Origin of the sequence: Knoellia sinensis KCTC 19936 (assembly GCF_000768705.1) — a bacterium.
GTDB classification, from domain to species: domain Bacteria; phylum Actinomycetota; class Actinomycetes; order Actinomycetales; family Dermatophilaceae; genus Knoellia; species Knoellia sinensis.
On sequence record NZ_AVPJ01000001.1, the window covers coordinates 1 to 24,390 of the forward strand.

A 24,390-nucleotide genomic window follows, 5' to 3' on the forward strand; every position below is an offset into this window, starting at 1 on the left:
CTTACCCGCGGCCATACTTGGGAGTCAAATCCGTGCTGCTCCTTGGAGCCAACCGGATCTGATCACTCTTGGATCTTCGCGGGGCACCCACTCTAGCAACCTTGCGGCGCCCTTCCAAGCCGGCGTTTCCGCTGTCTTGTGCTGTGGGGTTCAACCCTGGGACCGGCCTACTTCGTGTGGGGCTTTTGGCCTCACCCGGTGGTGTCCGTTCCTCCCTGTCGGGCTGACATCGAGAACATTAGAGGACGTTCTCGCCAGACACCAAATCGGGTGCCCGCCCGCCACTGACACGACCCCGCGGCATACCGAAATTGGTTGTGCCACAACGGATCTAGGCCCTGCGGCCGGCCGCCATCGACTTGCGGCCGCGCCTCAGCAGCGCAACGGACCCGTGAAGGAAGTGCTCGTCGGCCAGCGTGAACTCCGGATCGGTGACCTTCTCACCATTGATGGAGGCCCCGCCGTCACCGATGGCACGGCGGGCTGCGTTGCGCGAGTCCACGAGGCCGACCGCGACGAGGGCATCGGTCATCGTCATTCCGGGCGACACCTCTCCCCCCGGCAGCTCTGCGGTCGCGTCCCGCAGCGTGCCCGCGTCGAGCGCGGTGAGATCACCCTTGCCGAACAGGGCCTCCGAAGCGGCCTGTACCGACGCAGTCGCCTCAGCCCCGTGCACGAGGGTCGTGACATCGGCCGCGAGCGTCCGTTGCGATGCGCGCCGGAAGGGCTCCTCGGCGACCTGGCGCTCCAGTTCGGTGATCTCGTCCCGTGTGCGGTCGGTGAAGATGCGCAACAACTTGATCACCGAGGCGTCCTCGACGTTGAGCCAGTACTGGTAGAAGGCGTACGGGCTCGTCATGTCTGCCGAGAGCCAGACAGCGTTGCCCTCGCTCTTGCCGAACTTGTTGCCGGCCGAGTCGGTGACCAGCGGCGTGGTGAGTAGGTGGACGGACTCCCCCTCCACCTTGTGGATCAGGTCAGAGCCCGCGGTGAGGTTGCCCCATTGGTCCTGCCCACCGGTCTGCAAGGTGCAGCCGTGCGCACGGTAGAGCTCGAGGAAGTCGAGCCCCTGGAGAATCTGGTAGCTGAACTCCGTGTAGGAGATGCCTTCGTCGGAATTGAGCCGAGCGGCCACAGCGTCCTTCTTGACCATCTGGTTCACGCGGAAGTGCTTGCCGATGTCGCGCAGGAAGTCGAGCGCCGTCATGGGCGCGGTCCAGTCGAGGTTGTTGACCATGATCGCGGCGTTGTCGCCCTCGAAGTCGAGGAACGGCTGCACTTGGTCCTGGATGCGCCCCACCCATTCGGCGGTCTGTTCCTTGGACTTCAGGACGCGTTCTGCGCTCGGGCGTGGGTCGCCGATGAGGCCGGTGGACCCGCCGACGAGGCAGATCACCTTGTGCCCGGCACGCTGCAGGTGACGGAGCACGATCAGCTGGACCAGGTTGCCGAAGTGCAGCGAGGGAGCCGTCGGGTCGAATCCGCAGTAGGCCGTGATCGGCGCGCTCGTCAGGGACTCGCGCAGGGCGTCTTCGTCGGTCGTCTGGGCCACTAGGCCGCGCCACTGCAGTTCGGCAAGGATGTCGTTCACAGGCGAAAGCCTGCCACGGAGAACTCGTTGGACGGTCCAGCACCTCGCCGTGTGGGATGGGACCCGTGAGCGACCGCATCCACGACGACGAAGCCGACACATCCGTGACCATCGTTCGCGCCCTCCTCGACGAGCAATGCCCGCAGTGGGCCGATCTCGAGCTGCACCAGCTCCTCACCTCGGGCACCGACAACGCGATGTGGCGAATCAGTCCGCCCTCCGGCCCCGACCACATCGTTCGCCTGCCGCGGACCGAGGGCGCGGCGGCAAGCCTGGTGAAGGAGCTCACCGTGCTGCCCGCACTCGCCGACAGGTTGCCCGTGCGAGTGCCGACGATCGCGTATGCCGGTCAGCCCAGTCCCGTCTTCTCGCACCCTTGGGCGGTCGTCGAATGGTTAGACGGTGGAGATGCCTGGCAGGCACGGTCCTCACTTCTCGACCCGGACACCGACGCGCTCGCCGCAGACCTCGCAGAGACCGTCCGAGCCATTGGGGCGATCACGGACATCGACGTGCCGAACCGGGTTCCCGGAACCCGCGGCGGCCCCCTGCTGCCTCTCCTGGTTGATCTCGAGCAGTGGCTCACAGACGAGCAGTGGGATGCCGCGAGGTTGCTGGACGTCGAGGCCGTGCGCAACTCGGCCGCCGAGTCGGCCGAGGCCGCCACGGCAGAGATCGTCGCCGATCGCTTCGTGCACGGTGACCTCATCCCGGGAAACATCCTCGTCTCGGACCGCCGGCTGCAGGCGATCATCGATTGGGGAGGCGCGGGCATCGGCGACGCCGCGCTCGACCTCGTCCCCGCTTGGTCCATCCTCGACCGCAGAGGGCGGGGCGTTTTCCGTGCCGCCACTGGAGCGACGGAGACCGCGTGGCTTCGAGCCCGAGCCTTCGCCCTGCAGCAGGCCGTCGGCGGGGTCCTCTACTACGTTCCCCGTGGGCATCAGCTCGGGGAGGTCATGCGACGCACCCTGGCCCGCATCCTCAGTGACCGGTGACTGGCAGACTGCGGCACATGGGTGAGCACACGGCATACAGGGATTTCATCGCGGGCCTGCCGAAGGCGGAGCTGCACGTGCACCACGTCGGGTCGGCACGCCCCGAGACCGTTGCTCGACTCGCGGAGCGTCACCCGGACTCCGGTGTGCCACAGGGCATTGAGGCTCTCCGTGACTTCTATACCTTCTCCGACTTCGCCCACTTCATCGACGTCTACCTCGCCGTCGTGGCTCTCCTTCGCACACCTGAGGACATCCACCTCCTCACGTACGAGGTGGCCGAAGGCCTTGCGGGGCAACAGGTTCGCTATGCCGAACTCACGATGACGCCCTTCACGAGCGTCCGCATGGGGATCCCGATCGAGGCCTACACGGAGGCCATCGAGGACGCGCGACGTGCCGCGGAGCGCGACCTCGGGATCGTCCTGCGTTGGATCTACGACATCCCGGGCGAGGCCGGTCTCGACTCGGCGGACGCCACCCTTGGCTATGCGGTCGACCACGGCCCGGAGTCGCTCATCGGATTCGGTCTCGGCGGCCCCGAGGTCCCCCGCCCACAGTTCAAGGCGCACTTCGACCGCGCCCGGGCGTCCGGGCTGCGGTCACTCCCCCACGCCGGCGAGTCGACCGACGCCCAGTCCGTCTGGGACGCCCTCGACGTGCTGGGTGCCGAGAGGATCGGGCACGGCATCCGCTCCATCGACGACCCGCGCCTCATCGAGCGTCTGGTCGCCGAGCGCATCCCACTCGAAGTGTGCCCCACCTCGAACATCGCGACCCGCTGCGTCGAGCGCCTCGAGGACCACCCGATCCGGGCGCTCCGCGACGCCGGCGTCGTCGTCACCGTCAACAGCGATGACCCGCCCATGTTCGGGACCACGCTGAACCGCGAGTACGAGATCGCCGCGGACCTCCTCGAGCTCGACGAGCAGGGCCTTCGCGACCTCGCCACGACCGCCCTGGACGTGAGTTATGCACCAGAGGACGTCAAGGCACGAGTGCGTGCAGAGATCAGCGGCTACGCCGCCGGATGACGCCCGGTCGGTAGGCACTGACCGTCGGCTCGCCGTCGGTCCAGAACCGCCAGGGGTATGCCGTCCCGTCGCCTCCCGGACCGCTCACCCCGACCCGTGGTCCGGAGCGGATCGTGTGGTCCGGTCTCGGCTCCCCTGTCGCGACCGTGAGGTCGATGCTGGGGACAGGTCCCAGCGGAGGATGGCAGAAGTCGCGACCCGTGTGGGAGCCGTCGAGTGCGAGGGTCGTCGCGAGTCGAGCCGGTCCACGACACCAATCGCGCTCCCGAATACCGGGCCGGCGTGCCGCGGCCACATCGTGACCGTCGACGACCTCGCCGGCCCGCACAAGGACCGCTTCGGCCGTGCCCAGCTCCCCGGTCACCAGGCAGAGCATCCAGTGCATGCCATAGGTGAAGTAGACATAGGTGACCCCGGGGGGCCCGAACATCGGTGCGGTCCGCGGGGTCTCCCCACGGAAGGCGTGGGAGCCGGGATCAACGCCGTGGCCGGCATACGCCTCGGTCTCGGTGACCCGGATCGTGACGCCGCCATGCGTGAGGTGCGCACCCAGGAGGTCGCGCGACACGTCGAGAACGGGACGCGCGAAGAACTCCCGCGGCAGAGTGGTCACCGGACCGTCGGCTGGGAGCCCGCCCATGCTCGCGCGTCGTTGCTCGCTGCCACGACACGCTCCAGCTGCTCGGCCACTCGGGTCGGCGCCGTGCCGCCCTTCGCGTCCCGGGAAGCCAGCGATCCCTCGACCGTCAACACCTCACGCACATCCGGTGTGAGGTGCTCAGAGATGCCGGCCAGGTCGTCGTCGCTGAGGTCCCAGAGCTCAATGCCCCGGGACTCACAGACGCGCACGCACTCACCCGCGACCTCGTGTGCAATTCGGAAGGGCACCCCTTGGCGCACCAGCCACTCGGCGATGTCAGTCGCGAGCGAAAAGCCCTGCGGTGCAAGTGACTCAAGGCGTTCAGTGTTGAAGGCCATCGTGTCGACCATGCCGCTGAAGGCCGGGAGCAGAACCTCGAGCGTGTCGATGGAGTCGAACACCGGCTCCTTGTCCTCCTGGAGGTCGCGGTTGTAGGCGAGCGGCAAGCCCTTGAGGGTGGTCAGGAGGCCACCGAGGTTGCCGACGAGTCGACCAGCCTTGCCGCGGGCGAGCTCGGCAACGTCGGGGTTCTTCTTCTGCGGCATGATGCTCGACCCGGTGGAGAAGGAGTCGTCGAGCGTGATGAAGCCGAACTCCTTGGTCGCCCAGAGGATGACCTCCTCGGCGATCCGTGACAGGTCCACGGAGATCATCGCCGTGACGAACGCGAACTCGGCGACGACATCTCGGGAGGCCGTGCCGTCGATCGAGTTCTCCACCGCGCCGTCGAACCCGAGGTCCGCGGCCACCGCCTCAGGATCGAGGCCGAGCGAGCTCCCAGCGAGGGCCCCCGAGCCGTAGGGGCTCAGTGCTGCCCTTCGGTCCCAATCGCGCAGACGCTCGACGTCCCGGAGGAGTGGCCATCCGTGTGCCAGGAGGTGGTGCGCCAACAGGACCGGTTGGGCGTGCTGGAGGTGGGTGCGACCGGGCATGGCGACCGACGGGTGCCGCTGCGCCTGGGCCACGAGCGCGTCGACGACGTCGAGGACGAGGCCCGCGACCGTCCGGGCGTGCTCACGGAGATACATCCGGCCGAGCGTGGCGATCTGGTCGTTGCGTGAACGCCCGGCACGCAGGCGTCCGCCCACGTCCGGTCCGGCACGCTCAATGAGTCCACGCTCGAGCGCAGTGTGGACGTCCTCGTCGCCCGGGGCGGGTAGGAAGTCTCCGGACTCGACGTCGGCGGCCAACTGGTCCAGAGAGGCCAGCATCGTCGACAGGTCCTCATCGCTGAGCAGCCCGGCCGTGCGGAGGACTCGCGCGTGCGCACGGGAGCCCGCGATGTCGTGCAGGGCCAGCCGCCAGTCGAAATGCGTCGACCGGGACAGCTCGGCCAAGGCGTCGGCCGGGCCACCGGTGAAGCGCCCTCCCCACAGGCTCAGCTTGCTCTCAGGCGTCCCGTTGACGTCCGTCTCGCTCACGCGTTCTCCTTGCGGGTGTAGTCCATCAGGCGTGTGGCGACCGTGCGACTCGCGGTCGCCCCGGTGGTGATGACCATGATCGTGTCATCGCCGGCGATCGTCCCCACGACCCCCGGAACTGTCGTGTGGTCGATGGCCGACGCGAGGTAGTTGGCCGCCCCCGGAGGGGTCCGGAGGACGACCAGATTCGCCGAGACCTCCGCCGAGACGAGCAGCTCGTGGCAGCGCTGCGCCAAGCGGTTGGTCGTCTCCTGCCCGTCCAGGGCCGCGCGCACGGTGCGGTCACCGCCTTCACCGGGAACGGCATACACGAGGTTCTTGCCGACGCGGACCTTCTCGGCACCAATGTCCACGAGGTCCCGCGACAGCGTCGCCTGGGTGACCTCGATGCCGTCACCACCGAGGATCTCGAGCAGCTCGGTCTGCGACTTCACCGACTGGGTCTGCAGGATCTCGACGATCCGCTGCTGACGCCCAGTCCGGCTGGAGGAGACCGTCATCGTTGCTCACCGCCCGACTTCTCGATGAGCCAGGACAGGACCGCCTTCTGCGCGTGCAGGCGGTTCTCGGACTCGTCCCAGACCACGGACTGAGGCCCATCGATCACCTCTGCGTCCACTTCGAAACCGCGATAGGCCGGCAGGCAGTGCAGGAAGATCGCGTCCTGCTTGGCCCGAGCCATGAGCTCCGCGCTCACGGCGTAGCGCGCGAACGGGCTCTCGGACCCTTGGCGGGAATCCTTCTCCTTCTCGAAGCCCATGGACACCCACGTGTCGGTCGCGACCACATCAGCACCGGCGACGGCCTCGTGGGGATCCTCGAGAATCGTGACCGATCCCCCCGTCCCGGACGCGATCTCGACGGCTCGCGCGAGGACGGCCGGGTTGGGCTGATAGGAAGCCGGCGTACCGATCCGCACGTGGAGACCGGACATGGCCATCCCGAGCAGGTAGCTGTGGCTCATGTTGTTGGCACCGTCGCCGACGTAGGCGAAGGTCAGCCCCGCCAAGGTCCCCTTGTGCTCCCTGATCGTCAGGAGGTCCGCCAGGATCTGGCACGGGTGGAATTCGTCGGTGAGGGCGTTGATGACCGGGACGCTCGAATGTGCCGCCATCTCCTCGATGCGTTCCTGCCCATAGGTGCGCCAGACAATGGCCTTGGCCTCCCGCGTCAGCACCCTGGCGACGTCCGCGATCGTCTCGCGCACCCCCACTTGGGCGAGCTTGCCGTCGATGACGAGTGGGAAGCCGCCCAAGTGTGCGATCGCGCCCGCGAAGGACACCTGCGTCCGCAAGGTCTGCTTGTCGAACAGCACCGCGACGACCTCCGGGCCCTCGAGGGACCGGTCGCTGAATGGGCTCGCCTTGATCTGCGCAGCGCGCTCCAGAATCTCGGCCTGCTCCTGCGGCGAGACGTCGTCGTCGCGCAGGAGGTGCCTGACAGTTGCGGTCATGGGGTGGACTCCTTGGCAGACGCGATGAGTGAGGGCAACGCCGCGACGAAGAGGTCAAGTTCGTCGCGCGTGATCGTGAGTGGAGGGATGAGACGAATCGCGTTGGACGCCACCGGGTTGACGAGGAAGCCAGCCTCGCGGGCTCCTGTGGCGATCGCCGGTGAGAGGTCCGACCGGAGGACGATCGCCCTGAGGAGTCCGCGACCACGCACTCCCTCGACCTCGGGGTGGTCGAGGGCGGTCACCGCCCTGGCGAGGTGGTCTCCCACCTCAGTCACGTGAGCCAACAGGCCGTGGCCCGCGATCGTGTCCAGAACGCTCAGTCCGGCTGCGGCCACCAGCGGGTTCCCGCCGAACGTCGAGCCGTGCTGGCCCGCCGTGAGCAGTCCGCTCACCTCCGGGCCGAACGTCACGAGGGCACCGATCGGCAGCCCGCCTCCCAGGCCTTTGGCAAGGGTGACTGCGTCGGGAACGATGCCGCTCTCCTGGTAGCCGAACCAGTCCCCCGTGCGCCCAATCCCGGTCTGGACCTCGTCGATGACGAGCAGCGCACCTGCCGCCGTGGTGATCTCGCGTGCGGCACGCAGGTATGCCGGGTCCGCGACGATCGCTCCTGCCTCACCCTGGACGGGTTCGAGGACCACGGCAGCGGTCGCCTCCGTGACCGCAGCACGGAGGGCTTCGACGTCGTTGTAGGGAACGTGCGAGACATCGGGGATGAGGGGCGCGAACGGCTCGCGGTAGGCGGCCTTGTGGGTCAGCGCCAGCGCACCAGTGGTGCGTCCGTGGAAGGCTCCCTCGGCGGCGATGATCCCGGTCCGACCCGTCCGCCTCGACAGCTTGATGGCCGCCTCGATGGCCTCAGCCCCGGAGTTTCCGAAGAAGACGCCCGACCCGGTGGGGGCATCCGCAATCTTCAGGATGCGTTCGGCGAGCTCGATCTGGGCGCGCGACGTGTAGAAGTTCGAGATGTGCGCCATCTCGGAGACCTGCTTGGACACGGCCGCGACGAGCGCCGGGTGGTTGTGTCCCAGGGCGTTCACGGCCACCCCGCCGACAAGGTCGAGATATCGCTTCCCGTCCGTGTCCCAGACCCAGGCGCCGTCACCGCGGTCGAGCACGAGTTGCGGCGTGCCGAACACGGTGATCAGTGAGTGCGTGTAGCGATCAAGCAGCCCCTGCTGCGAATCGGTGCTTGCGGTTGGCGTCATGCGGGGTCCCTGCGAAGTCTCGGAGGAGGGAAGCGGAGCGGGTCCCACGCTCTGCGTGGGCGAACTTGGTGGGGTGCTCATGCGTCCTCCTCGATGAGCGTGCCGATGCCCTCGGAGGTGAAAACCTCAATGAGCAGGGAGTGCGGTTCACGACCGTCGATGACGTGGGCCTGTGGGACACCGTTCTCGACCGCGCGAATACACGCCTCGAGTTTGGGGATCATGCCCGAGTCGACGGTCTGGAGAAGCTCCTTCGCGCGGCTCAGGGGCAAGGTCGAGAGGAGCGAGGAACGGTCCGGCCACGCGGCATACACGCCTTCGACGTCCGTGAGGACGACAAGCTTGCGCGCGCCGAGTGCCGCCGCGAGTGCCGCCGCTGCAGTGTCTGCATTGACGTTGAGCACCTGGCCTTCGTGGTCGAGGTCTGGTGCGACGGTCGACACGACGGGGATACGGCCGGCGTCCAGCAGGTCCAGGACGGCTTGCGTGTTCACAGAGACGACGTCGCCCACCAGACCGAGATCCTCCTCGACACCGTCAATGACGACCCCACGGCGGCGGGCTCCGAAGAGCGCGCCGTCCTCCCCCGACAGGCCGACGGCGAGCGGGCCGTGCTGGTTGAGCATGCCCACGAGCTCACGTCCGACCTGCCCCGTGAGCACCATCCGGACGACGTCCATGACCTCGGGAGTGGTGACACGGAGCCCGGCCTTGAACTCGCTCTCGAGGCCGAGCCGGTCGAGCATCGCCCTGATCTGCGGGCCGCCGCCGTGAACCACGACGGGACGTAGCCCGGCATATCGGAGGAAGGCCACATCCTGCGCAAACGCGAGTTTCAGATCGTCGTCGACCATGGCGTTGCCGCCGTACTTCACGACGACGAGGGCACCACGGAAGCGCTCGAGCCACGGGAGCGCCTCGACGAGGGTGCTCGCCTTCGCCTTCGTCTGTGCGTCGATCACGGTGTCCTCACGTGCTGTAGGCGGAGTTCTCATGGACGTAGTCGTGGGTGAGGTCGTTGGTCCACACGGTGGCGGTGGCGTCACCGGCATGAAGGTCGATGACGACGTGGACCTCACGGGGCTCGAGGTCGACGAGCGCCCTGTCCTCCCCGATGGTCGCGCCACGACAGACCTGAACGCCGTTGATCGCCACGTCGAGGGACGACGGCTCGAAGGTGGCCTCCGTCGTGCCGACTGCCGCCAGCACCCGGCCCCAGTTGGGATCCCTGCCGAAGATGGCCGCCTTGAAGAGGTTGCTCCTCGTCACGGAGCGTGCGACCGCAACCGCGTCCGCTTCGGTTGCGGCCGACCGCACCTCGACCGCGATGTCGTGGCTGGCGCCCTCGGCGTCGGCGACGAGCTGGCGTGCCAGGGAGGCGCAGACCTCGTGGACCGCGGCAGTCAGCTCATCGGGGCTCACCGCAATGCCCGAGGCGCCCGAGGCCATGACGACGACCGTGTCGTTGGTCGACATGCAGCCGTCCGAGTCCACGCGGTCGAACGTCGACGCGGTGGACACACGCAGTGCCGCGTCGAGCGCCTCAGGGCTGACGACGGCGTCGGTCGTGATGACGCAGAGCATCGTCGCGAGCCCCGGAGCCAGCATCCCGGCGCCCTTGGCCATGCCGCCCACGACCCAGCCGTCGCGCGCTGCAACGGCCTCCTTGGGGACCGAGTCCGTCGTCATGATCGCCCGTGCGGCGTCGGAACCTCCCGCACGCCCCAGCCCGGCCGCCGTGAGATCGATGCCACGTTCGATCCGGTCCATCGGGAGGAACTCACCGATCAGCCCGGTCGAACAGACGATGACGTCCGTGGCGCTGCACCGCAGCGCGTCGGCCACGAGCTCTGCGGTCCGGTGGGTGTCCTGGAAGCCCTGAACCCCGGTGCAGGCGTTGGCACCACCGGAGTTGAGGAACACTGCATCGGCCCGGCGATCCCGGACGACCTGTCGTGACCACGTCACGGGCGCAGCCTCGACACGATTGCTCGTGAAGACCGCGGCAGCGTGCCGGTCGGGTCCGTCATTCACGACGAGTGCCACGTCGCTGGATCCGGACGCCTTGAGGCCGGCAGTGGCTCCCGATGCGCGGAATCCCCGTGCTGCGGTGACGCTCACTCTCCACTCCGTCCCGAGAGGGTGGTGGAGGTGACGATGAGTCCGGCCTTGCGCCAGACTTCCATCGCGGTCGTGATCTCCGCCGCGGGTACGAGCACCCAGTCCGTGTCGAACGTCGACATCGCCAGCACACTGATGCCTGCCGGCACCAGTGGGGTGAGGATCTCGGCCATGACGCCGACCGCCTCGAAGGCGAGTGGACCGGCGACCTCGACGCCGAGGAAGGGGCCTTCGGTGGTGACCCCGACGGGGACCACGTCCTCGAGGCAGACGATCGACGTCTCGTCGGCAGAGCGAGTCAACGACGCGAACGGGCCACGGGACCACTCCCAGGACGGCTCCTCGCCGGAATCCAGCCGTGCGATCACAAGGGGCTCGGGGTGTGTCATGAGGTGCAACGGCACGGCGCTCATGGCGCCACCCCCGATCCGAGAAGGCCGGTGGACTCGGGCAGTCCGACGGCGAGGTTGAGGCACTGGACGGCGGCGCCTGCCGTGCCCTTGGCCAGGTTGTCGATGGCGGCAATCGCAATGACGCGACCGGCACGCTCGTCGAGCGTCACCTGGACCTCCACGTGGTTGCTGCCGGTCACATGGGCGGTGGACGGCCACGCCCCGGGCTCGAGCAGGTGGACGAAGAGTTCATCGGCGTATGCCGCCCGCCAGGCTTCGCGGACCATGTCGGCGGTGGTGCCCGCGGCAACCCGTGCGGTGCAGGTGGCGAGGATCCCCCGCGGCATGGGTGCCAAGGTAGGTGTGAACGACACGGTGGCGGTCGAACCGGCCGCTGCAGAGAGGTTCTGCTCGATCTCGGGGGTGTGTCGATGCCCTCCCCCGACCCCATACGGCGACATGGAGCCCATGACCTCGGCACCCAGCAGGTGGGGCTTGAGGGACTTCCCCGCGCCGGAGGTCCCCGACGCGGCCACGACCACGACGTCCTCCGCTTCGACGACACCGGACGCCAGGCCGGGGGCCATGGCGAGGGTCACGGCCGTCGGGTAGCAGCCGGGTACGGCGATCCGGGACGTGCCGCCGAGGGCCTCACGGCCACGGCCCCCGCCGGACAGCGGGAGCTCGGGAAGTCCGTAGGCCCACGAGCCGGCATACGGGGTGTCGTAGAAGGTCGTCCAGGCCGCCTCGCTCCGCAGCCGGAAGTCAGCCCCACAGTCGATGACGACCACCTCGTCGCCGAGCGCCTCCGCGACCGCCGCCGAGTGACCGTGCGGCAGGGCGAGGACGACGACGTCATGGCCACCAAGCACGTCGGGAGTGGTCTCCTCGAGCACGCGGCCACCGAGTGAGAAGAGGTGCGGGTGAACCGAACTCAGTCGAGAACCGGCGTTGCCACCGGCCGTGACTGCGCCGATCTCGACCTCGGGGTGTCGCTGGAGCCACCGGAGGACCTCTCCTCCCGCGTACCCACTCGCACCGGCAACAGCGACTTTCAGCATGTGCATAGTCTTGCATGGGACAGCAACTCTATGCAAAGACGATCACGCGAGCGGGTCGTCCGCACCCCAGGGGACGAGACCGATCGTGCGGTCATGCTCGCCCACGCCACCGGCGCCCTGTTGGCGCGCCATGAGTGACTCTGCAGAATCGGACCCTGCCCTCACCATGCGTCCGCTCCACGCGTCGAGGTCACCTGAGGCCAGTGCGAGGACGAGAGCCGTGACGTCCCCGGGATCGGTCCACTCCGTTCTTCCGCGGTGGGCAAGCATCGACTGGGTCATGTCCGTCCGCACGACGCCAGGCGCCAGGTCGAACGCGAAGACGCCCCTTCCCTTCCCTGCCAGGTGGGTCGAACCGGTGATGCGTGCGAGGGCCGTCTTGCTCACGTTGTAGGCCGAGGCGACGGCTCCTGGCCGAACCCCCGCCCCGCTGTTGAGGTTGATGACGCGACCGTTGCCGGCCGAGAGCATGTGCGGCAGCACCGTGCGCGTCAGGAGGTAGGGCCCGAGGACGTTCACCTCCACCGTGGCCCACCATTCGTCCGGATCGGACTCCTGCAGTGGGACCTCGGAGTCGATGACACCTGCGTTGTTGACCAGCAGGTCGATCCGCCCGTGGCGCGCCACGACATCTGCCACCCATCCCTCAACGGCCGCACGATCCGTGACCGGGGCCGTGGAGCGCGACCCGCGCTCCACGGCATATCCCGCGCCCTGCAGGGCATCGGCGACGAAGGCGCCGATGCCGCGCGACGCCCCGGTGACAATCGCGACCGGCTGAGTCATCGCTGCACAGCCCCGGTCCGTGAGGCGGCTGCCTTGACCGCCGAATCCCGGAGAGCAGACACCTCGTCGGTGGTGAGGGTCCGGTCCTCCGCACGGAAGGTCAGCCGATAGGCGAGGGACTTCTTGCCCGGCTCGAGTTGGTCGCCCCGATAGACATCGAAAAGGTTCACGGACTCCAGGGTCTCGCCAGCACCCTCCCGCAGTGCTTCCTCGACGGCGGCGGCCGTCACGCCCTCGTCCACGACGAGGGCGACATCGCTCTGCGCCATGGGGAAGGCGGTGAGCGTGCTCGCCTGCACCGTGACCTCAGCAGCGCGAGTGAGCACATCGAGGTCGAGCTCGGCTCCGACGGTCCGAGGGGGCAGGCCCAGCGCGGCGACGACCTTAGGGTGCAACTCGCCCACATGCCCCACGACCGACCCGTCGGCCAGCTCGACGCGGGCACATCGACCGGGGTGGTACGGCGCGACGGTGTCCGCCACGACGTGAAGAGTGACGGCCAACGACTCGCCGACGACGCGCGCGAGGTCGATGGCATCGGTGACGTCCGCCGGCCGACCCTCACCCCACCACCCGTGGCGGTCGCGATCGCCGGCGAGGAGCCAACCCACGTGCCTCGGCTGCGGCGGCACTGCTGCTCGAATCGCCGCGAGCGTCTCCTCCGTGGGAAGCACACCCACGTCCTCTGTGGGGGCATTCCTCTGCGGTCCGTCAAGGTCGACGACGAGTCCGAACTCGAAGAGCGCGACATCGCGGGCGCCTCGAGCGACATTGCGGCGCAGGCCATCGACCATGGTCGCGAGGAGGCGTGTGCGCATGAGCGGCTGCTCGTCCGAGAGCGGGTTGGCCAGACGGACCGAACGCGCGACTTCGGCGTCCACGTCGAGCCCCAGGGCTGCATACCGGTCGGCACCCACGAACGGGGCACTCCAGATCTCGGAGAGCCCCTGTGTTGCAAGGACGTTGGCGACCGTACGCCGGACCCGCTGCGCATGGGTCAGCCCCGCGCCACCGGGCGGGGTCGGCAGGATCGACGGGATGCCGTCGTAGCCGTTGATGCGCGCGACTTCCTCGACGAGGTCCTCGGCGGTCGTGAGGTCCGGACGCCAGGTCGGTGGGGTCACGGACAGGAGGTCACCGTTGCGAGTGACGTCACACCCGACGGATTCGAGAACGTCGACGACCTGGCCGTCGGAGTACTCAACACCGACGATCCGGGTGGGGAAGCCCACCGACATGGTGATGGCTGCCGGCGGGGTGGGAGAACCCACGTCCGTGACTTCGGGGTCGACGGTGCCTCCGCCATGTTCGACCAGCAGGTCGACGGCGAGTTGCGCGGCCGCTGCCGCGAGGGCCGGGTCGACCCCGCGCTCGAAGCGTCGCGAGGCCTCCGACGGAAGCTTGTGGCGGCGGGCCGTGCGCGCGATGGTCACGGCCTCGAAGTGGGCCGCCTCGATGAGGACATCACGCGTCCCGGCACCGACCTCGGTCTCCGCGCCACCCATGACGCCTGCGATCGCGACGGGGCGTTCGCCCCCACGGTCGGTGATGAGGAGGTCTCCGGTATCGAGCGCCCGGTCCTGGTCGTCCAAGGTCTTGAGCCGCTCCCCGTCCCGGGCCCGCCGCACGACGATGGGCGCCTCCAGCGTGTCGAGGTCGAACGCGTGCAGGGGTTGGCCCAGGCCGAGCATGACGTAGTTGGTCACGTCGACGGGTAGTGAGATGGGGCGCATCCCTGCTTCAGTGAGACGCGTCGCCATCCAGCGCGGAGTCGGCGCGCTGACATCGATGCCGCGCACGACGCGGGCCACGTAGCGGTCGCACCCGACGCGATCGCGGATGGGTGAGTCGTCGCGCAGTTCGACCGCGATTCCCTCGTCGGTGGGTTCCGGAGCCTTGGCCGCGAGCGCGATCGCCGGGTCGATGAAGGTGGCGCGGGTCGCGTGCGAGTACTCACGCGCGATGCCACGGATGGCGAAGCAGTAGCCCCGATCCGGGGTGACATTGACCTCGACGGTCTCGCGGTCGAGACCGAGGAGCGGGATGGCGTCCATCCCGGGCCTGAGGCTGGAGATCAGGGCGTCGTCGTCGGCGAACTTGCGCGTGAGTACGAGGATGCCGTCGTGGTCGTCGCCGATGCCGAGCTCGCGCTCGGAGCAGATCATCCCCGCCGACACGTGGCCGTAGGTCTTGCGCGCACTGACCTCGAGCGGGCCGTGCGGCGTGCTGATCACGCCCCCCGGCAGGATGACGACGACGAGATCGCCGGGCTCGAAGTTGTGGGCGCCGCACACGATGCCCTGGGGCTCCCCGGTGCCGTTGCTCTCGCCCACGTCGACGGTGCACCAGTTGATGGTCTTGCCGTTCTTCTGCGGCTCCGGCTCCTTCGTGAGGACCCTGCCCACGACGAGCGGACCCGTCACACCTCCGGTGTGCAGCCCCTCTTCCTCCAGGCCCACGCGGACGAGGTCAGCGGCGATCTGCTCGCCCGTCGCATCGGTGGGGACGGCGACGTATTCGCGCAGCCAATCGACTGGAATCAGCATCAGATCTCCATTCCGGCAGAGTGGGTCAGGTGCGCCAGCGGCGCGTGAACTGGGAGCGCGCGCATCAGATCTCCAATCCGAACTGCGCGTCGAAGCGCACGTCGCCTTCGATCATGTCCCGCATGTCGCTCACGCCGGTCCGGAACATCAGCGCGCGATCGATGCCCATGCCAAAGGCGAAGCCGGTGAAGCGGTCAGGGTCGACACCGCAGGCCGTGAGGACGTTGCGGTTCACCATCCCGCAGCCGCCCCATTCGATCCATCCGGTGCCCTTGCACGTGCGGCAGTCGGGATCCTCCCCACGACACACGAAGCACCGCAGGTCGATCTCGGCGCTCGGCTCCGTGAACGGGAAGAAGGAGGGCCGCAGTCGCGTGCTGATCCCGTCGCCGAAGAGCTCCGTGGCGAGGCGGTCGAGCGTTCCCTTGAGGTGCGCCATCGTGATGCCCTCGTCGACTGCGAGCCCCTCGACCTGGTGGAACGCCGGCATGTGGGTTGCGTCGAGCTCATCAGTGCGGAAGACCCGCCCGATCGCTGCGATGTAGACGGGGACTCCGCGATCCAGCAGGGTCCGTGCCTGAACGGGCGACGTGTGGGTGCGCAGGACAAGTCCACCGTCGGGAGGGTCGACGTAGAACGTGTCCTGCATCTGGCGAGCCGGGTGGTCGGCATCGAAGTTGAGAGCGTCGAAGTTGAACCACTCCGCCTCGATCTCCGGCCCCTCGGCAATCTCCCAGCCCAGGCCGACGAAGAGGTCGGCGATTCGCTGCGACATGAGCTCGATGGGGTGCCGCCGCCCCAGAGGCCGACGCCCGGTGGGGAGGGTGACGTCAACGGCCTCCTCGGTGAGGATGCGTTCGTCACGCTCGGCCTCGAGTTCCCCCTGCCGAGCGACGAACGCCTGGTTGACGCGCCCCCGCGCCTGACCAACACGTTTGCCCGCCTCGGCCTTGGCGCTGGGTGGCAAAGCGCCGATCTCGCGGTTCGCCAAAGCGAGAGCGGACCGGTCGCCGGAGTGCGCCGAGCGCAGCGCCTTGAGCTCGTCCAGGGACACAGCCCGTGCGACGGCGTCGAGCGCGGCGGTCACCGCATCATCGATGACCTGGGGGTCGAGAGCAGCGACCTCGACCGGGTCGAAGTTCGTGTTGGGTCCTGACATGGCTTCCACTTCTCGTCGCGGGCGCGTCCGAGCGCACCCTGCAGGCTGGACTTCGAAAGGCGCCCTCGTCCAACGCTCACCTGCGTTGGGGTGCAGCCGCGCGCCGCTCAGGCGTGCCGCGCCACCGCACCGGAGGGCACGGTAAATCGGCGCACGGCACGGGGAGTGCGAGGGGCCGAGGCGGGAGTCATGGTCCAGAGCCTATCGCGCTCGCGGGCGACGACACCTCCGGGTTTGGAGCGCGCCGGCGCCTCCGGGTCTGGAGGGCGACGGCGCCGAGCACGGCGATCACGAGTCCGACAGCCGCCGGAGCCACGAAGCCGCCACCTGCGCCCACCTCGTCGATGGCCAATCCCGCAAACGGGGCACCCATGGCACCTCCCAACGTCAACGACGAGCCGTGCCAGCCCATGGCCTCACCTCGAGCGGACGCAGGAACGATCCGCGAGGCCTGGTCGACGCTGGCCGTGATCGTGGGAGCGCAGAACATGCCGGCGACGAATCCGAGGGCACCCAAAGACAGCGGACCAGCGGCCAGCGCCATGGGGAAGGTCACGAGAGCCAGCGCGCCCAACAGCCAGAACGTCGAGATCGACCGGCTCAACCCGCCGTAGACGAGGGCCCCGATGAGAGACCCCAGGCCCCATGAGGCGAGGACGAGTCCGATCGCCGTGGGCTCCCCCACCTCGCGCATGCGCGCGACGATGCCGAGGTCGGTGCCGGCGAGTACGAAGGTGGCCGCAGCCGCGGCAAGGCACACGGCCACAAAGGGCAGGCCGAACCACGCCGAACGCTGCGTCTGCGTCCGGGCGCCATCGTCCTCGGCGTCCCCGCGCAAGGGCAGGTCCACGAACCACAGGACGAGGCCTCCCACCACCCCGAGCATCTGAATCGCGAAGAGTACCCACCTCGTGTCCCAGAGCGATGCCGCCCAGATCGAGGTCGCGGGACCGACGATGAAAGCGAGTTCGACGGCGACGGAGTCGAGCGAGATCGCGGTCCGGCGCTCTTGGGAGGGCACCGCGGCGATGACGGCCTGGCGGACGATCGAGAAGCTCGGAATGACGAAGAGACCTGCGACGCCGGCGAGGACCAGCAGAGGCACGTAGTCCACCCACGGCGCGACCGACCAGCAGAGGAGCGCGACGAGCGTGGAAGGAAGGACGACGCGTCGCAGCCCGACCCGGTCGAGCAGCCGGCCGCGCCACGGCCCGCTCACGGCGATGGCCACGGTGGCGACCGACGCGAGAAGGCCGGCCGCGGCATACGACCGCTCGAGGGTCGTCACCACGTGAACCGTCAGCAGGACGCCCGCCGAGAACACGGGGATCCGCACCAGGGAGCCGAGGATCAGGGCGGCGCGAAGATCGCGGCTCGCGAGGACGGCACGATAGGGGGCGATCGACACGACCGGCACGGAATCGCCCCTTTCCTCGTTGTTCTCTCGGGTGGCTCCCCGGGAGCCTCACCAGCCCGTCGACGCCCCCCAAGACGATTCGTCAGGCCGAGTGCGACGTTGCGGCTAGACGGGTTCACCCGGGAAGAAGGCCCGGACGACCGCGCCTCCCTCGATGGCGTCATCGACGTCGACCTGCCCGCCGTGAGCCTCCACGACACCTCGCACGATGTAGAGCCCGAGCCCCGTACCGGAACCACTCGGACCATGCCAGAAACGGCTGAACACCGCGCGACGCTGCTCCGCCGGGATCCCCTCGCCGTCGTCGCGAATGCTGATCGTCACTCCCTGGCCGGTCGAGCCGTCCGTTGGTTCGGCCGAAAGGGCCACCCGACCACGCCCGTGCCGCAGCGCGTTCTCCACGAGGTTGGCCACGACCTGGTCCAGACGGTCCGGGTCGGCGTAGACCTCTTCGGCCCCGGGCGCGACATCGACACTGAACTCGACGTCTTCGTGCCCGGCAGCCACGGCTCGCTCGACGTGGCGGTTGAAGACCACCCTGGTCGACACCGGCACCTCATGGATGCGCAACCTGCCCGTGTCGATGCGTGAGACGTCGAGGAGGTCGGTGATGAGTCGGGTCAGGCGATCGGCATCGGCATCGATCGCCTCGAGCATGGTGAGTCGCTGCTCCTCGGAGAACTGGTCCCACCGTCGCAGCAGGGTCGAGGAGAACCCCTTCACACCCGTCAACGGAGAACGCAGTTCATGGGCGATGGTCGAGATCAGGGCCGCATGGTCCTGCTCCGCGCGTCGCCGCGCCTCGGCGTCACGCAGGGCGAGAAGGATCGCGCCGAGTGGACCGGCACGACCGGCCCGCAGATAGCGGGCGGTCACCAGCAGTTCGGAACCGTCCGGCAGCTGCAGCAGCTTTTCGCGGTGACCGGTACGGATACGGAGTCCACCCCACGGATCCGTGAGCGCCCACCACGACTCACCGTTGCGGGTCTCGAGGGGCAGAACGACCCGGATGTCGCGGCCCAGGAGTTCGTCCGCGGGCATGTCGAGAATCTGCTCGGCGCGCCGATTCACCGACGTCACCAGCCCGTCGACGTCAGCGGCCACCAGACCATCGGGGAGCATCTGCGCCGCCGAGGACGCCGCAGAGCGCGGAACGGTGAGCACACCATCCTTGATCGACGACTCATCCATGCCGACATCCCACCACGTTCAGGCTCTCCGCGTGGCACCTGCGGACGCTGCGAGGCAGACCGTGGCGGCCATGGCGAGGTTCAACGACTCCACCCGGTCGTGGATCGGCACGCGCACGACGTCGCTGCACCTGTCCCTGATCTCGGCCGGCAGGCCCCAGGCCTCATTGCCCATGACCCAAGCGTGCGGCCGCGACACGTCCACGTCCGGCAGCAGCGTCGAGCCGACTCCGTCGGCCGCAAACGTCCGTATGCCGTGCTCCTCCAGTGCCGTGAGGGTCGCCTCGACCTCGAGTCCGGTGACGACGGGCAGGTGGAAGATCGATCCGACCGTGGACCGCACCACCTTGGGTGCGAGGACGTCGACGGAACCGTCGGTCACGAGCACCGCGTCGGCCCCGAACGCGTCGGCACCCCGGATGACTGTGCCTGCGTTGCCCGGGTCACGCACCGCGCTCAGCAGCACGAGCAGCCTCGGTCCGGACGCAAGGACGTCCTCAAGGGTGTGGGGCTGCGTCGAGACGACGGCGAGCAGACCTTGGGGCGACTCGGTGTCGGCCATCGCGGCGAGGACCGCATCGTCGGTCTCGTGGACGTGGATCCCTGCCTCGGCAGCCTGGGCCACGAGGTCGTGATGACGGTCCGCGGCAGCGGAGGTGACGTAGATGTCGTCGACGCGCTCTGCGGCATACCGGATCGCCTCGCGCACGCCTTGGGGCCCGTCGACGAGGAAGCGACCGGTCCGTTCACGCACTGAGCGCCGGGAGAGCGATCGCACTGACTTGACCCGATCGGATCGGACGTTGGTCAGCACGGCTCTCCCGGCGCTCGAAGGTGCGAGGGTGCCCGCAGGATCAGGCGGACGCCTTCTCGGCCTGGGCCGGAACGTTGGCCTTGGCGATCTCGACGAGGGCGGCGAAGGCTGCCTCGTCGTTGACCGCGAGCTCGGCCAGCATGCGACGGTCGACCTCGATCTCGGCGGCCTTGAGGCCCTGGATGAGGCGGTTGTAGGTCATGCCGTTGGCGCGGGCCGCAGCGTTGATGCGCTGGATCCACAGGCGACGGAAGTCACCCTTGCGGGCGCGACGGTCGCGGTAGCTGTAGCCGAGGGAGTGGGTGACCTGCTCCTTGGCCTTGCGGTAGAGACGGGACCGCTGACCGCGGTAGCCGCTCGCGCGCTCGAGGACGACCCGGCGCTTCTTCTGGGCGTTGACCGCCCGCTTCACGCGTGCCACGTGAGTACTCCTTGCTGTTCTTGGACGTTCGGGTGACTCGGCTCAGATGCCGAGAAGCTTCTTGACCTTCTTGACGTCGGCCTTGGAAACCAGAAGGTCCTTGCTGAGGGCGCGTGCCTTCTGCGGGGTCTTCTCGTGGAACTTGTGGACGTGACCGGCCTGCTCGCGCATGACCTTGCCGGAACCGGTGACGCGGAAGCGCTTCTTGGTGCCGCTGTGGGTCTTGTTCTTCGGCATGGCTGCCGATCTCCTTCGCTGTCGGTGCTGCGGTGATGCTGTGTGTGGTGCTGGAAATCTGTGGGCGACGCCTCAGGAGGCGTCGGCGTCAGCCTTGGTCGGCTCGGTGGCGGGCTCCTCGGCCGTCGCGGCCTCAGGTGCCGGTGCCTCGGCGGCCGCCGCGGCTGCGCTGTCGTCCTTCTTGCGTCGCTGCTCGGCGCGCGCCTCGGACTTCTTCTTGGTCGGCGCGAGCACCATGATCATGTTGCGCCCGTCCTGCTTTGGGGCGGATTCGACGGTGCCCAACTCGATGACGTCCTCGGCCAGCTTCTGCAGGAGGCGGAAGCCCAGTTCCGGTCGCGACTGCTCGCGGCCGCGGAACATGATCGTCACCTTGACCTTGTCGCCGCCGCCCAGGAACCGGACGACGTGGCCCTTCTTGGTGGCGTAGTCGTGCGGGTCGATCTTGGGACGGAGCTTGATCTCCTTGATGACCGTGTTGACCTGGTTCTTGCGTGCTTCTCGGGCCTTCATGGCGGCTTCGTACTTGTATTTGCCGAAGTCCATGAGCTTGGCGACCGGCGGCTTGGCCATGGGGGCCACCTCGACCAGGTCGAGGTCTGCCTCCGCGGCGAGGCGCAGGGCATCCTCGACGCGGACGATGCCGACCTGCTCGCCGTTGGGGCCAACCAACCGCACCTCCGGAACCCGGATGCGGTCGTTGATACGAGGCTCGCTGATGTCGTACTCCTTGTGGTCTGAAACAACGGACACTGTCCGGACATGAGGAAAGGCTCCTCGCGCAGCGCCCGAGAAGCCTCACATCCGTCCACGAAAGCACCACAACAGACGTGAATCTGTCGTGGACCATGTGGAGAAACCCGGCGACCCTGAGGTCATCGCGGGTGGAAGCGAACTTCACTTGCGCACTGGCCCAGCACCTGGAGGGTGATGGACACAGCCGGTCCGCCGACAAGGTTAGCAGCGCTCGGCGTTCCAACCAATTCGACGTATGCCGTCCGCTCCCCCTGCGTTGGCGGGTCGCCCCTTGCGTCGTCCGGAACGCGCTAGCCGCCCTTCGGCTGCGCGCCACCTTCCAGAGTCCCTCACCTCGCCTTGTCGGGCGCGCAGTCCTTCGGTCGGACGCACGTCCCACACGACGCCACGGGGCTGCGGCTCGGGAGCGCTCAGGTGATGCGGAAGGCGAGTCCGTCGATGCGGGCGCGCAACTCACCGTCGGTGGCGAGCCGCTCCCCCACCCTTGTGGCGACGGCTTGGACCTCGCTGGCGTCGAGGCCGGGGGCGAGTTCGAGGGCCACACCGAGGATGCCCTGACCGGCAGGTGCGCCCTCTTCGATGCGATGACCTCTGACGGCGTCTTCGTCGGCGACGGCGCGCGACACTCCCTGGGCCACGAAGGGGTCGTCGTGGGGTGGCAGCCAGTCGCGCTCCTGGGCGAGGGCCCACACCATGGATGGGCGCAGAGCGGTCGCGGTGGGGCCTGCGACGTCGATGACGATGACGTCGCATCGCTCGCTGACCGCGGCCTGTGCGGCGCGGGCGGAGGTCACGGGGACGGGGCGGGCCTCAGGATCCCAGGCGGCAATGGCCGCGAGACTCGTGAAGACGGGGAGGGCGCGCTCCCCGTCCGGGGCGACGAGCGTGACTGCGGCCATGTCGGTCTTCTTGTCGACCGTGAGCCCGCCTTCGGTGCCCGTCTCGACGGGCTCCGCGACGATGGGGACGAGGAGCCTGGCCCCCTGCAACACAGTCATGAGCTGCCTGGAGTCGCCTCCAGCGATCGCCGCGGCGAGCGCGGGGTCCGCTGAGCCGTCGTCGCCGTCGAAACCGGTGAAGACGAGGTCGCGGGTCATGGGCGTCCGGCGACGTCGAGCGCATCGGGAAGGGTGAAGGCTCCCCGATACAGCGCGGAGCCGATGATCGCGCCTTCGACGCCGTCACCGACCATGGTCCGCAGGGTCTCAAGGTCGGCGAGGGTCGAGACACCACCGGATGCGATGACGGGACGGTCGGTCCGTGCACAGACGTCGCGGAGCAGGTCGACGTTCGGACCCTTGAGCATGCCGTCCTTGTTGACGTCGGTGACGACATAGCGGGCACAGCCTTCACGGTCGAGACGGTCCAAGGTCTCCCAGAGGTCGCCACCCTCCTGGGTCCAGCCGCGGGCAGCGAGAGTCGTGCCACGAACGTCGAGCCCCACCGCCACCCTGTCGCCGTGTTCGGCGATGGCGTGAGCCGTCCACTCGGGATCCTCCAGTGCAGCCGTGCCCAGATTGACTCGGCGGCATCCGGTCGCCAGAGCCCGGTCAAGGGTCTCGGCGTCGCGGATCCCACCGCTCATCTCCACCTGAATGTCGAGGGTGCCCACGATCGTGGCAAGAAGTTCGGCGTTGTCGCCCCGTCCGAAGGCTGCGTCGAGATCGACGAGGTGCAACCACTCGGCACCCTGTTCCTGCCATCGCAGGGCAGCCTGGAGGGGCTCCCCGAACTCACCACCGGTGCCGGCCACCCCCTGGACGAGCTGGACGGCGCGTCCCCCGGCGACGTCGACGGCGGGGAGGAGCTGGAGGCGGGGCGTGGTCATGACACCTTCACGTGGTCGGTTGGGCGGGGCGTTGAATCAGAGGATCAGAGGGATCGAACCCAGTTCTCCAGCAGGTGAAGCCCTGCGTCGCCCGACTTCTCGGGGTGGAACTGGGTCGCCGAGAGGGGGCCGTTCTCGACCGCCGCGACGAAACGATCACCGTGGGTCGCGTGCGTGACCTTGGGTGCGACGGCCGCGAAGTGTCCGGTGGGCTCGGCCAAGGTCCAGGAGCGAACGGCATACGAGTGCACGAAGTAGAAGCGCTCGGACTCGACGCCGGCAAACAGACTGGACCCCGTCGGGACCTCCACGTCGGTCCACCCCATGTGGGGCACGATCGGGGCGTTGAGCCGCTCGACGGTGCCGGGCCACTCGGACAGACCCTCTTCAGTCGTCGCGCTGGGTTCGGTCGAGGCCTCGAACAGCGCCTGCATGCCGACGCACACCCCGAGAACCGGGCGGCCCCCGGAGAGTCGCACGTCGATGATTCGGGGGGCCTCAGCAGCGCGCATCCCGCGGAGGCAGGCATGGAAGTTGCCCACGCCCGGCAGCAGGAGTCCATCTGCGTCGAGGGCGCGCTGTCGGTCGGCCGTGAGCTCGACGTGCGCGCCGACCCGTTCGAGCGCACGGACGGCACTGTGCACGTTGCCGCTGCCGTGGTCGAGAACGACGACGCGTCGTCCGGTCATCGCTCGGACTCCCATCGGTGGGCGGCTTCCTCCGCGACGAGAGCGTCGAAGGCGGCGATCGAGCGGGGGCTCGGGTCAATGCGTTCGTGGGTCTCGTCCGCGCCGTCGCGGAGGAGTTCCTCCCCAGGGAGGCCCAACAGATGCATGAGCCCGACGAGCACGTCGAGCGGTTGACCGGCCGCGTCGGCAAAGTGCTCGGCAACGGCCGCCGACGTCGTCCGCGAACGCGCGCCGGCGACGTCGACGATGAGGGCTGCGGGGAGTGCAGGAAGGTCAGGGGTGCGGCGCACTCCGCGACCGGGCTCCCACACCAACCAGCGCTGTTCGAGGCGCCAACCACGGGCCTGGACCGTGACCACGGCACAGCCGTCGATGACGAAGAGCCCGATCGCCGGGCGGTGGCGGGTCGGCACCCGACGAGCGGCGAGGATCTCCAACCCGACGTCGTAGGGAGCAGCTGCGAGCGCGCGGTCCTCGGCCAGGCACACGCCGGTCCAGCCGGGGAGTTGGCAGACACGCACCGCGGCGAGTCCACGCTTGACCCAGCGCGCCGACGCGGCGGCACTCCCACGGACGAGGACGAGTCCGTGTCCGAGGTCAGGGGTCCGGTCAGAAGTGGCCACGG

The 24,390-nt window shown here is 68.6% G+C and carries 25 protein-coding genes; 2 read left to right on the forward strand and 23 right to left on the reverse strand.

Annotated features, from left to right (window positions below):
• Positions 1-331: 331 nt before the first annotated feature.
• Positions 332-1,591 (reverse strand): tyrosine--tRNA ligase, encoded by a 1,260-nt coding sequence (gene tyrS / locus N802_RS00005; protein ID WP_035910508.1) that lies wholly within the window; start codon positions 1,589-1,591, stop codon positions 332-334.
• Between the two features lie 65 nt (positions 1,592-1,656).
• On the opposite strand from tyrS, the gene N802_RS00010 reads away from it, so the two are divergent.
• Both N802_RS00010 and N802_RS00015 read left to right on the forward strand, forming a co-directional pair.
• Complete coding sequence (locus N802_RS00010) at positions 1,657-2,589, forward strand: phosphotransferase (RefSeq protein ID WP_169743366.1); 933 nt, start codon at positions 1,657-1,659, stop codon at positions 2,587-2,589.
• A 17-nt stretch (positions 2,590-2,606) separates the two neighbouring features.
• Positions 2,607-3,623, forward strand: coding sequence for an adenosine deaminase (locus N802_RS00015; protein WP_035910510.1), 1,017 nt, complete (start codon positions 2,607-2,609; stop codon positions 3,621-3,623).
• On the opposite strand, the gene N802_RS00020 is transcribed toward N802_RS00015, so the two are convergent.
• From N802_RS00020 to N802_RS00125, 22 genes are all read right to left on the reverse strand, one after another.
• On the reverse strand, positions 3,601-4,263 hold the full coding sequence (locus N802_RS00020) for a DNA-3-methyladenine glycosylase (RefSeq protein ID WP_052109246.1): 663 nt from the start codon (positions 4,261-4,263) through the stop codon (positions 3,601-3,603). The genes N802_RS00015 and N802_RS00020 overlap by 23 nt on opposite strands.
• On the reverse strand, positions 4,233-5,684 hold the full coding sequence (gene argH / locus N802_RS00025) for an argininosuccinate lyase (RefSeq protein WP_035910512.1): 1,452 nt from the start codon (positions 5,682-5,684) through the stop codon (positions 4,233-4,235). Before argH ends, N802_RS00020 begins: the two co-directional genes overlap by 31 nt.
• Entirely contained in the window at positions 5,681-6,184 is a 504-nt protein-coding gene (locus N802_RS00030) for an arginine repressor (RefSeq protein ID WP_035910516.1), read from the reverse strand. Before N802_RS00030 ends, argH begins: the two co-directional genes overlap by 4 nt.
• A complete protein-coding gene (gene argF, locus N802_RS00035) occupies positions 6,181-7,137 on the reverse strand; it encodes an ornithine carbamoyltransferase (RefSeq protein ID WP_035910519.1) in 957 nt (318 codons plus the stop codon). Before argF ends, N802_RS00030 begins: the two co-directional genes overlap by 4 nt.
• Positions 7,134-8,348, reverse strand: coding sequence for an acetylornithine transaminase (locus tag N802_RS00040; RefSeq protein ID WP_035910522.1), 1,215 nt, complete (start codon positions 8,346-8,348; stop codon positions 7,134-7,136). Before N802_RS00040 ends, argF begins: the two co-directional genes overlap by 4 nt.
• A 77-nt stretch (positions 8,349-8,425) precedes the next feature.
• The gene (argB, locus tag N802_RS00045) at positions 8,426-9,343 is read right to left on the reverse strand and encodes an acetylglutamate kinase (RefSeq protein WP_052109247.1); all 918 of its coding nucleotides are present in this window, start codon (positions 9,341-9,343) and stop codon (positions 8,426-8,428) included.
• The gene (gene argJ, locus N802_RS00050; protein WP_035910528.1) at positions 9,318-10,469 is read right to left on the reverse strand and encodes a bifunctional glutamate N-acetyltransferase/amino-acid acetyltransferase ArgJ; all 1,152 of its coding nucleotides are present in this window, start codon (positions 10,467-10,469) and stop codon (positions 9,318-9,320) included. Before argJ ends, argB begins: the two co-directional genes overlap by 26 nt.
• Positions 10,466-10,882 carry an ACT domain-containing protein gene (locus N802_RS00055; protein ID WP_035910531.1) on the reverse strand — a complete coding sequence of 139 codons (417 nt, stop codon included), beginning with the start codon at positions 10,880-10,882 and terminating at the stop codon, positions 10,466-10,468. Before N802_RS00055 ends, argJ begins: the two co-directional genes overlap by 4 nt.
• On the reverse strand, positions 10,879-11,922 hold the full coding sequence (argC, locus tag N802_RS00060) for an N-acetyl-gamma-glutamyl-phosphate reductase (RefSeq protein ID WP_035911631.1): 1,044 nt from the start codon (positions 11,920-11,922) through the stop codon (positions 10,879-10,881). Before argC ends, N802_RS00055 begins: the two co-directional genes overlap by 4 nt.
• A gap of 42 nt (positions 11,923-11,964) precedes the next feature.
• Positions 11,965-12,708, reverse strand: coding sequence for an SDR family oxidoreductase (locus N802_RS00065; RefSeq protein WP_035910534.1), 744 nt, complete (start codon positions 12,706-12,708; stop codon positions 11,965-11,967).
• Positions 12,705-15,254 (reverse strand): phenylalanine--tRNA ligase subunit beta, encoded by a 2,550-nt coding sequence (pheT, locus tag N802_RS00070; RefSeq protein WP_035910537.1) that lies wholly within the window; start codon positions 15,252-15,254, stop codon positions 12,705-12,707. Before pheT ends, N802_RS00065 begins: the two co-directional genes overlap by 4 nt.
• 64 nt (positions 15,255-15,318) lie before the next feature.
• Positions 15,319-16,413 carry a phenylalanine--tRNA ligase subunit alpha gene (pheS, locus tag N802_RS00075; RefSeq protein ID WP_035910538.1) on the reverse strand — a complete coding sequence of 365 codons (1,095 nt, stop codon included), beginning with the start codon at positions 16,411-16,413 and terminating at the stop codon, positions 15,319-15,321.
• A 187-nt stretch (positions 16,414-16,600) separates the two neighbouring features.
• The gene (locus N802_RS00080) at positions 16,601-17,830 is read right to left on the reverse strand and encodes an MFS transporter (protein ID WP_084071721.1); all 1,230 of its coding nucleotides are present in this window, start codon (positions 17,828-17,830) and stop codon (positions 16,601-16,603) included.
• 105 nt (positions 17,831-17,935) lie between these two features.
• Entirely contained in the window at positions 17,936-19,021 is a 1,086-nt protein-coding gene (locus N802_RS00085) for a PAS domain-containing sensor histidine kinase (protein WP_035910542.1), read from the reverse strand.
• A gap of 18 nt (positions 19,022-19,039) precedes the next feature.
• Positions 19,040-19,834, reverse strand: a complete 795-nt coding sequence (locus N802_RS00090; protein WP_035910545.1) for a TrmH family RNA methyltransferase — start codon at positions 19,832-19,834, stop codon at positions 19,040-19,042.
• A 40-nt stretch (positions 19,835-19,874) separates the two neighbouring features.
• The gene (gene rplT / locus N802_RS00095) at positions 19,875-20,255 is read right to left on the reverse strand and encodes a 50S ribosomal protein L20 (protein ID WP_035910549.1); all 381 of its coding nucleotides are present in this window, start codon (positions 20,253-20,255) and stop codon (positions 19,875-19,877) included.
• Between the two features lie 42 nt (positions 20,256-20,297).
• Positions 20,298-20,492, reverse strand: a complete 195-nt coding sequence (gene rpmI, locus N802_RS00100) for a 50S ribosomal protein L35 (protein ID WP_035910552.1) — start codon at positions 20,490-20,492, stop codon at positions 20,298-20,300.
• A gap of 72 nt (positions 20,493-20,564) precedes the next feature.
• Positions 20,565-21,245, reverse strand: coding sequence for a translation initiation factor IF-3 (gene infC / locus N802_RS00105; protein ID WP_169743367.1), 681 nt, complete (start codon positions 21,243-21,245; stop codon positions 20,565-20,567).
• Positions 21,246-21,658: 413 nt separating this feature from the next.
• Positions 21,659-22,345 (reverse strand): SseB family protein, encoded by a 687-nt coding sequence (locus N802_RS00110; protein ID WP_035910555.1) that lies wholly within the window; start codon positions 22,343-22,345, stop codon positions 21,659-21,661.
• Entirely contained in the window at positions 22,342-23,076 is a 735-nt protein-coding gene (gene priA, locus N802_RS00115; protein WP_035910556.1) for a bifunctional 1-(5-phosphoribosyl)-5-((5-phosphoribosylamino)methylideneamino)imidazole-4-carboxamide isomerase/phosphoribosylanthranilate isomerase PriA, read from the reverse strand. The genes N802_RS00110 and priA overlap by 4 nt, the downstream gene beginning before the upstream one ends.
• A 44-nt stretch (positions 23,077-23,120) precedes the next feature.
• Positions 23,121-23,765 (reverse strand): imidazole glycerol phosphate synthase subunit HisH, encoded by a 645-nt coding sequence (gene hisH / locus N802_RS00120; protein ID WP_035910560.1) that lies wholly within the window; start codon positions 23,763-23,765, stop codon positions 23,121-23,123.
• On the reverse strand, positions 23,762-24,388 hold the full coding sequence (locus N802_RS00125) for a hypothetical protein (protein WP_035910563.1): 627 nt from the start codon (positions 24,386-24,388) through the stop codon (positions 23,762-23,764). Before N802_RS00125 ends, hisH begins: the two co-directional genes overlap by 4 nt.
• Positions 24,389-24,390 lie beyond the last annotated feature (2 nt).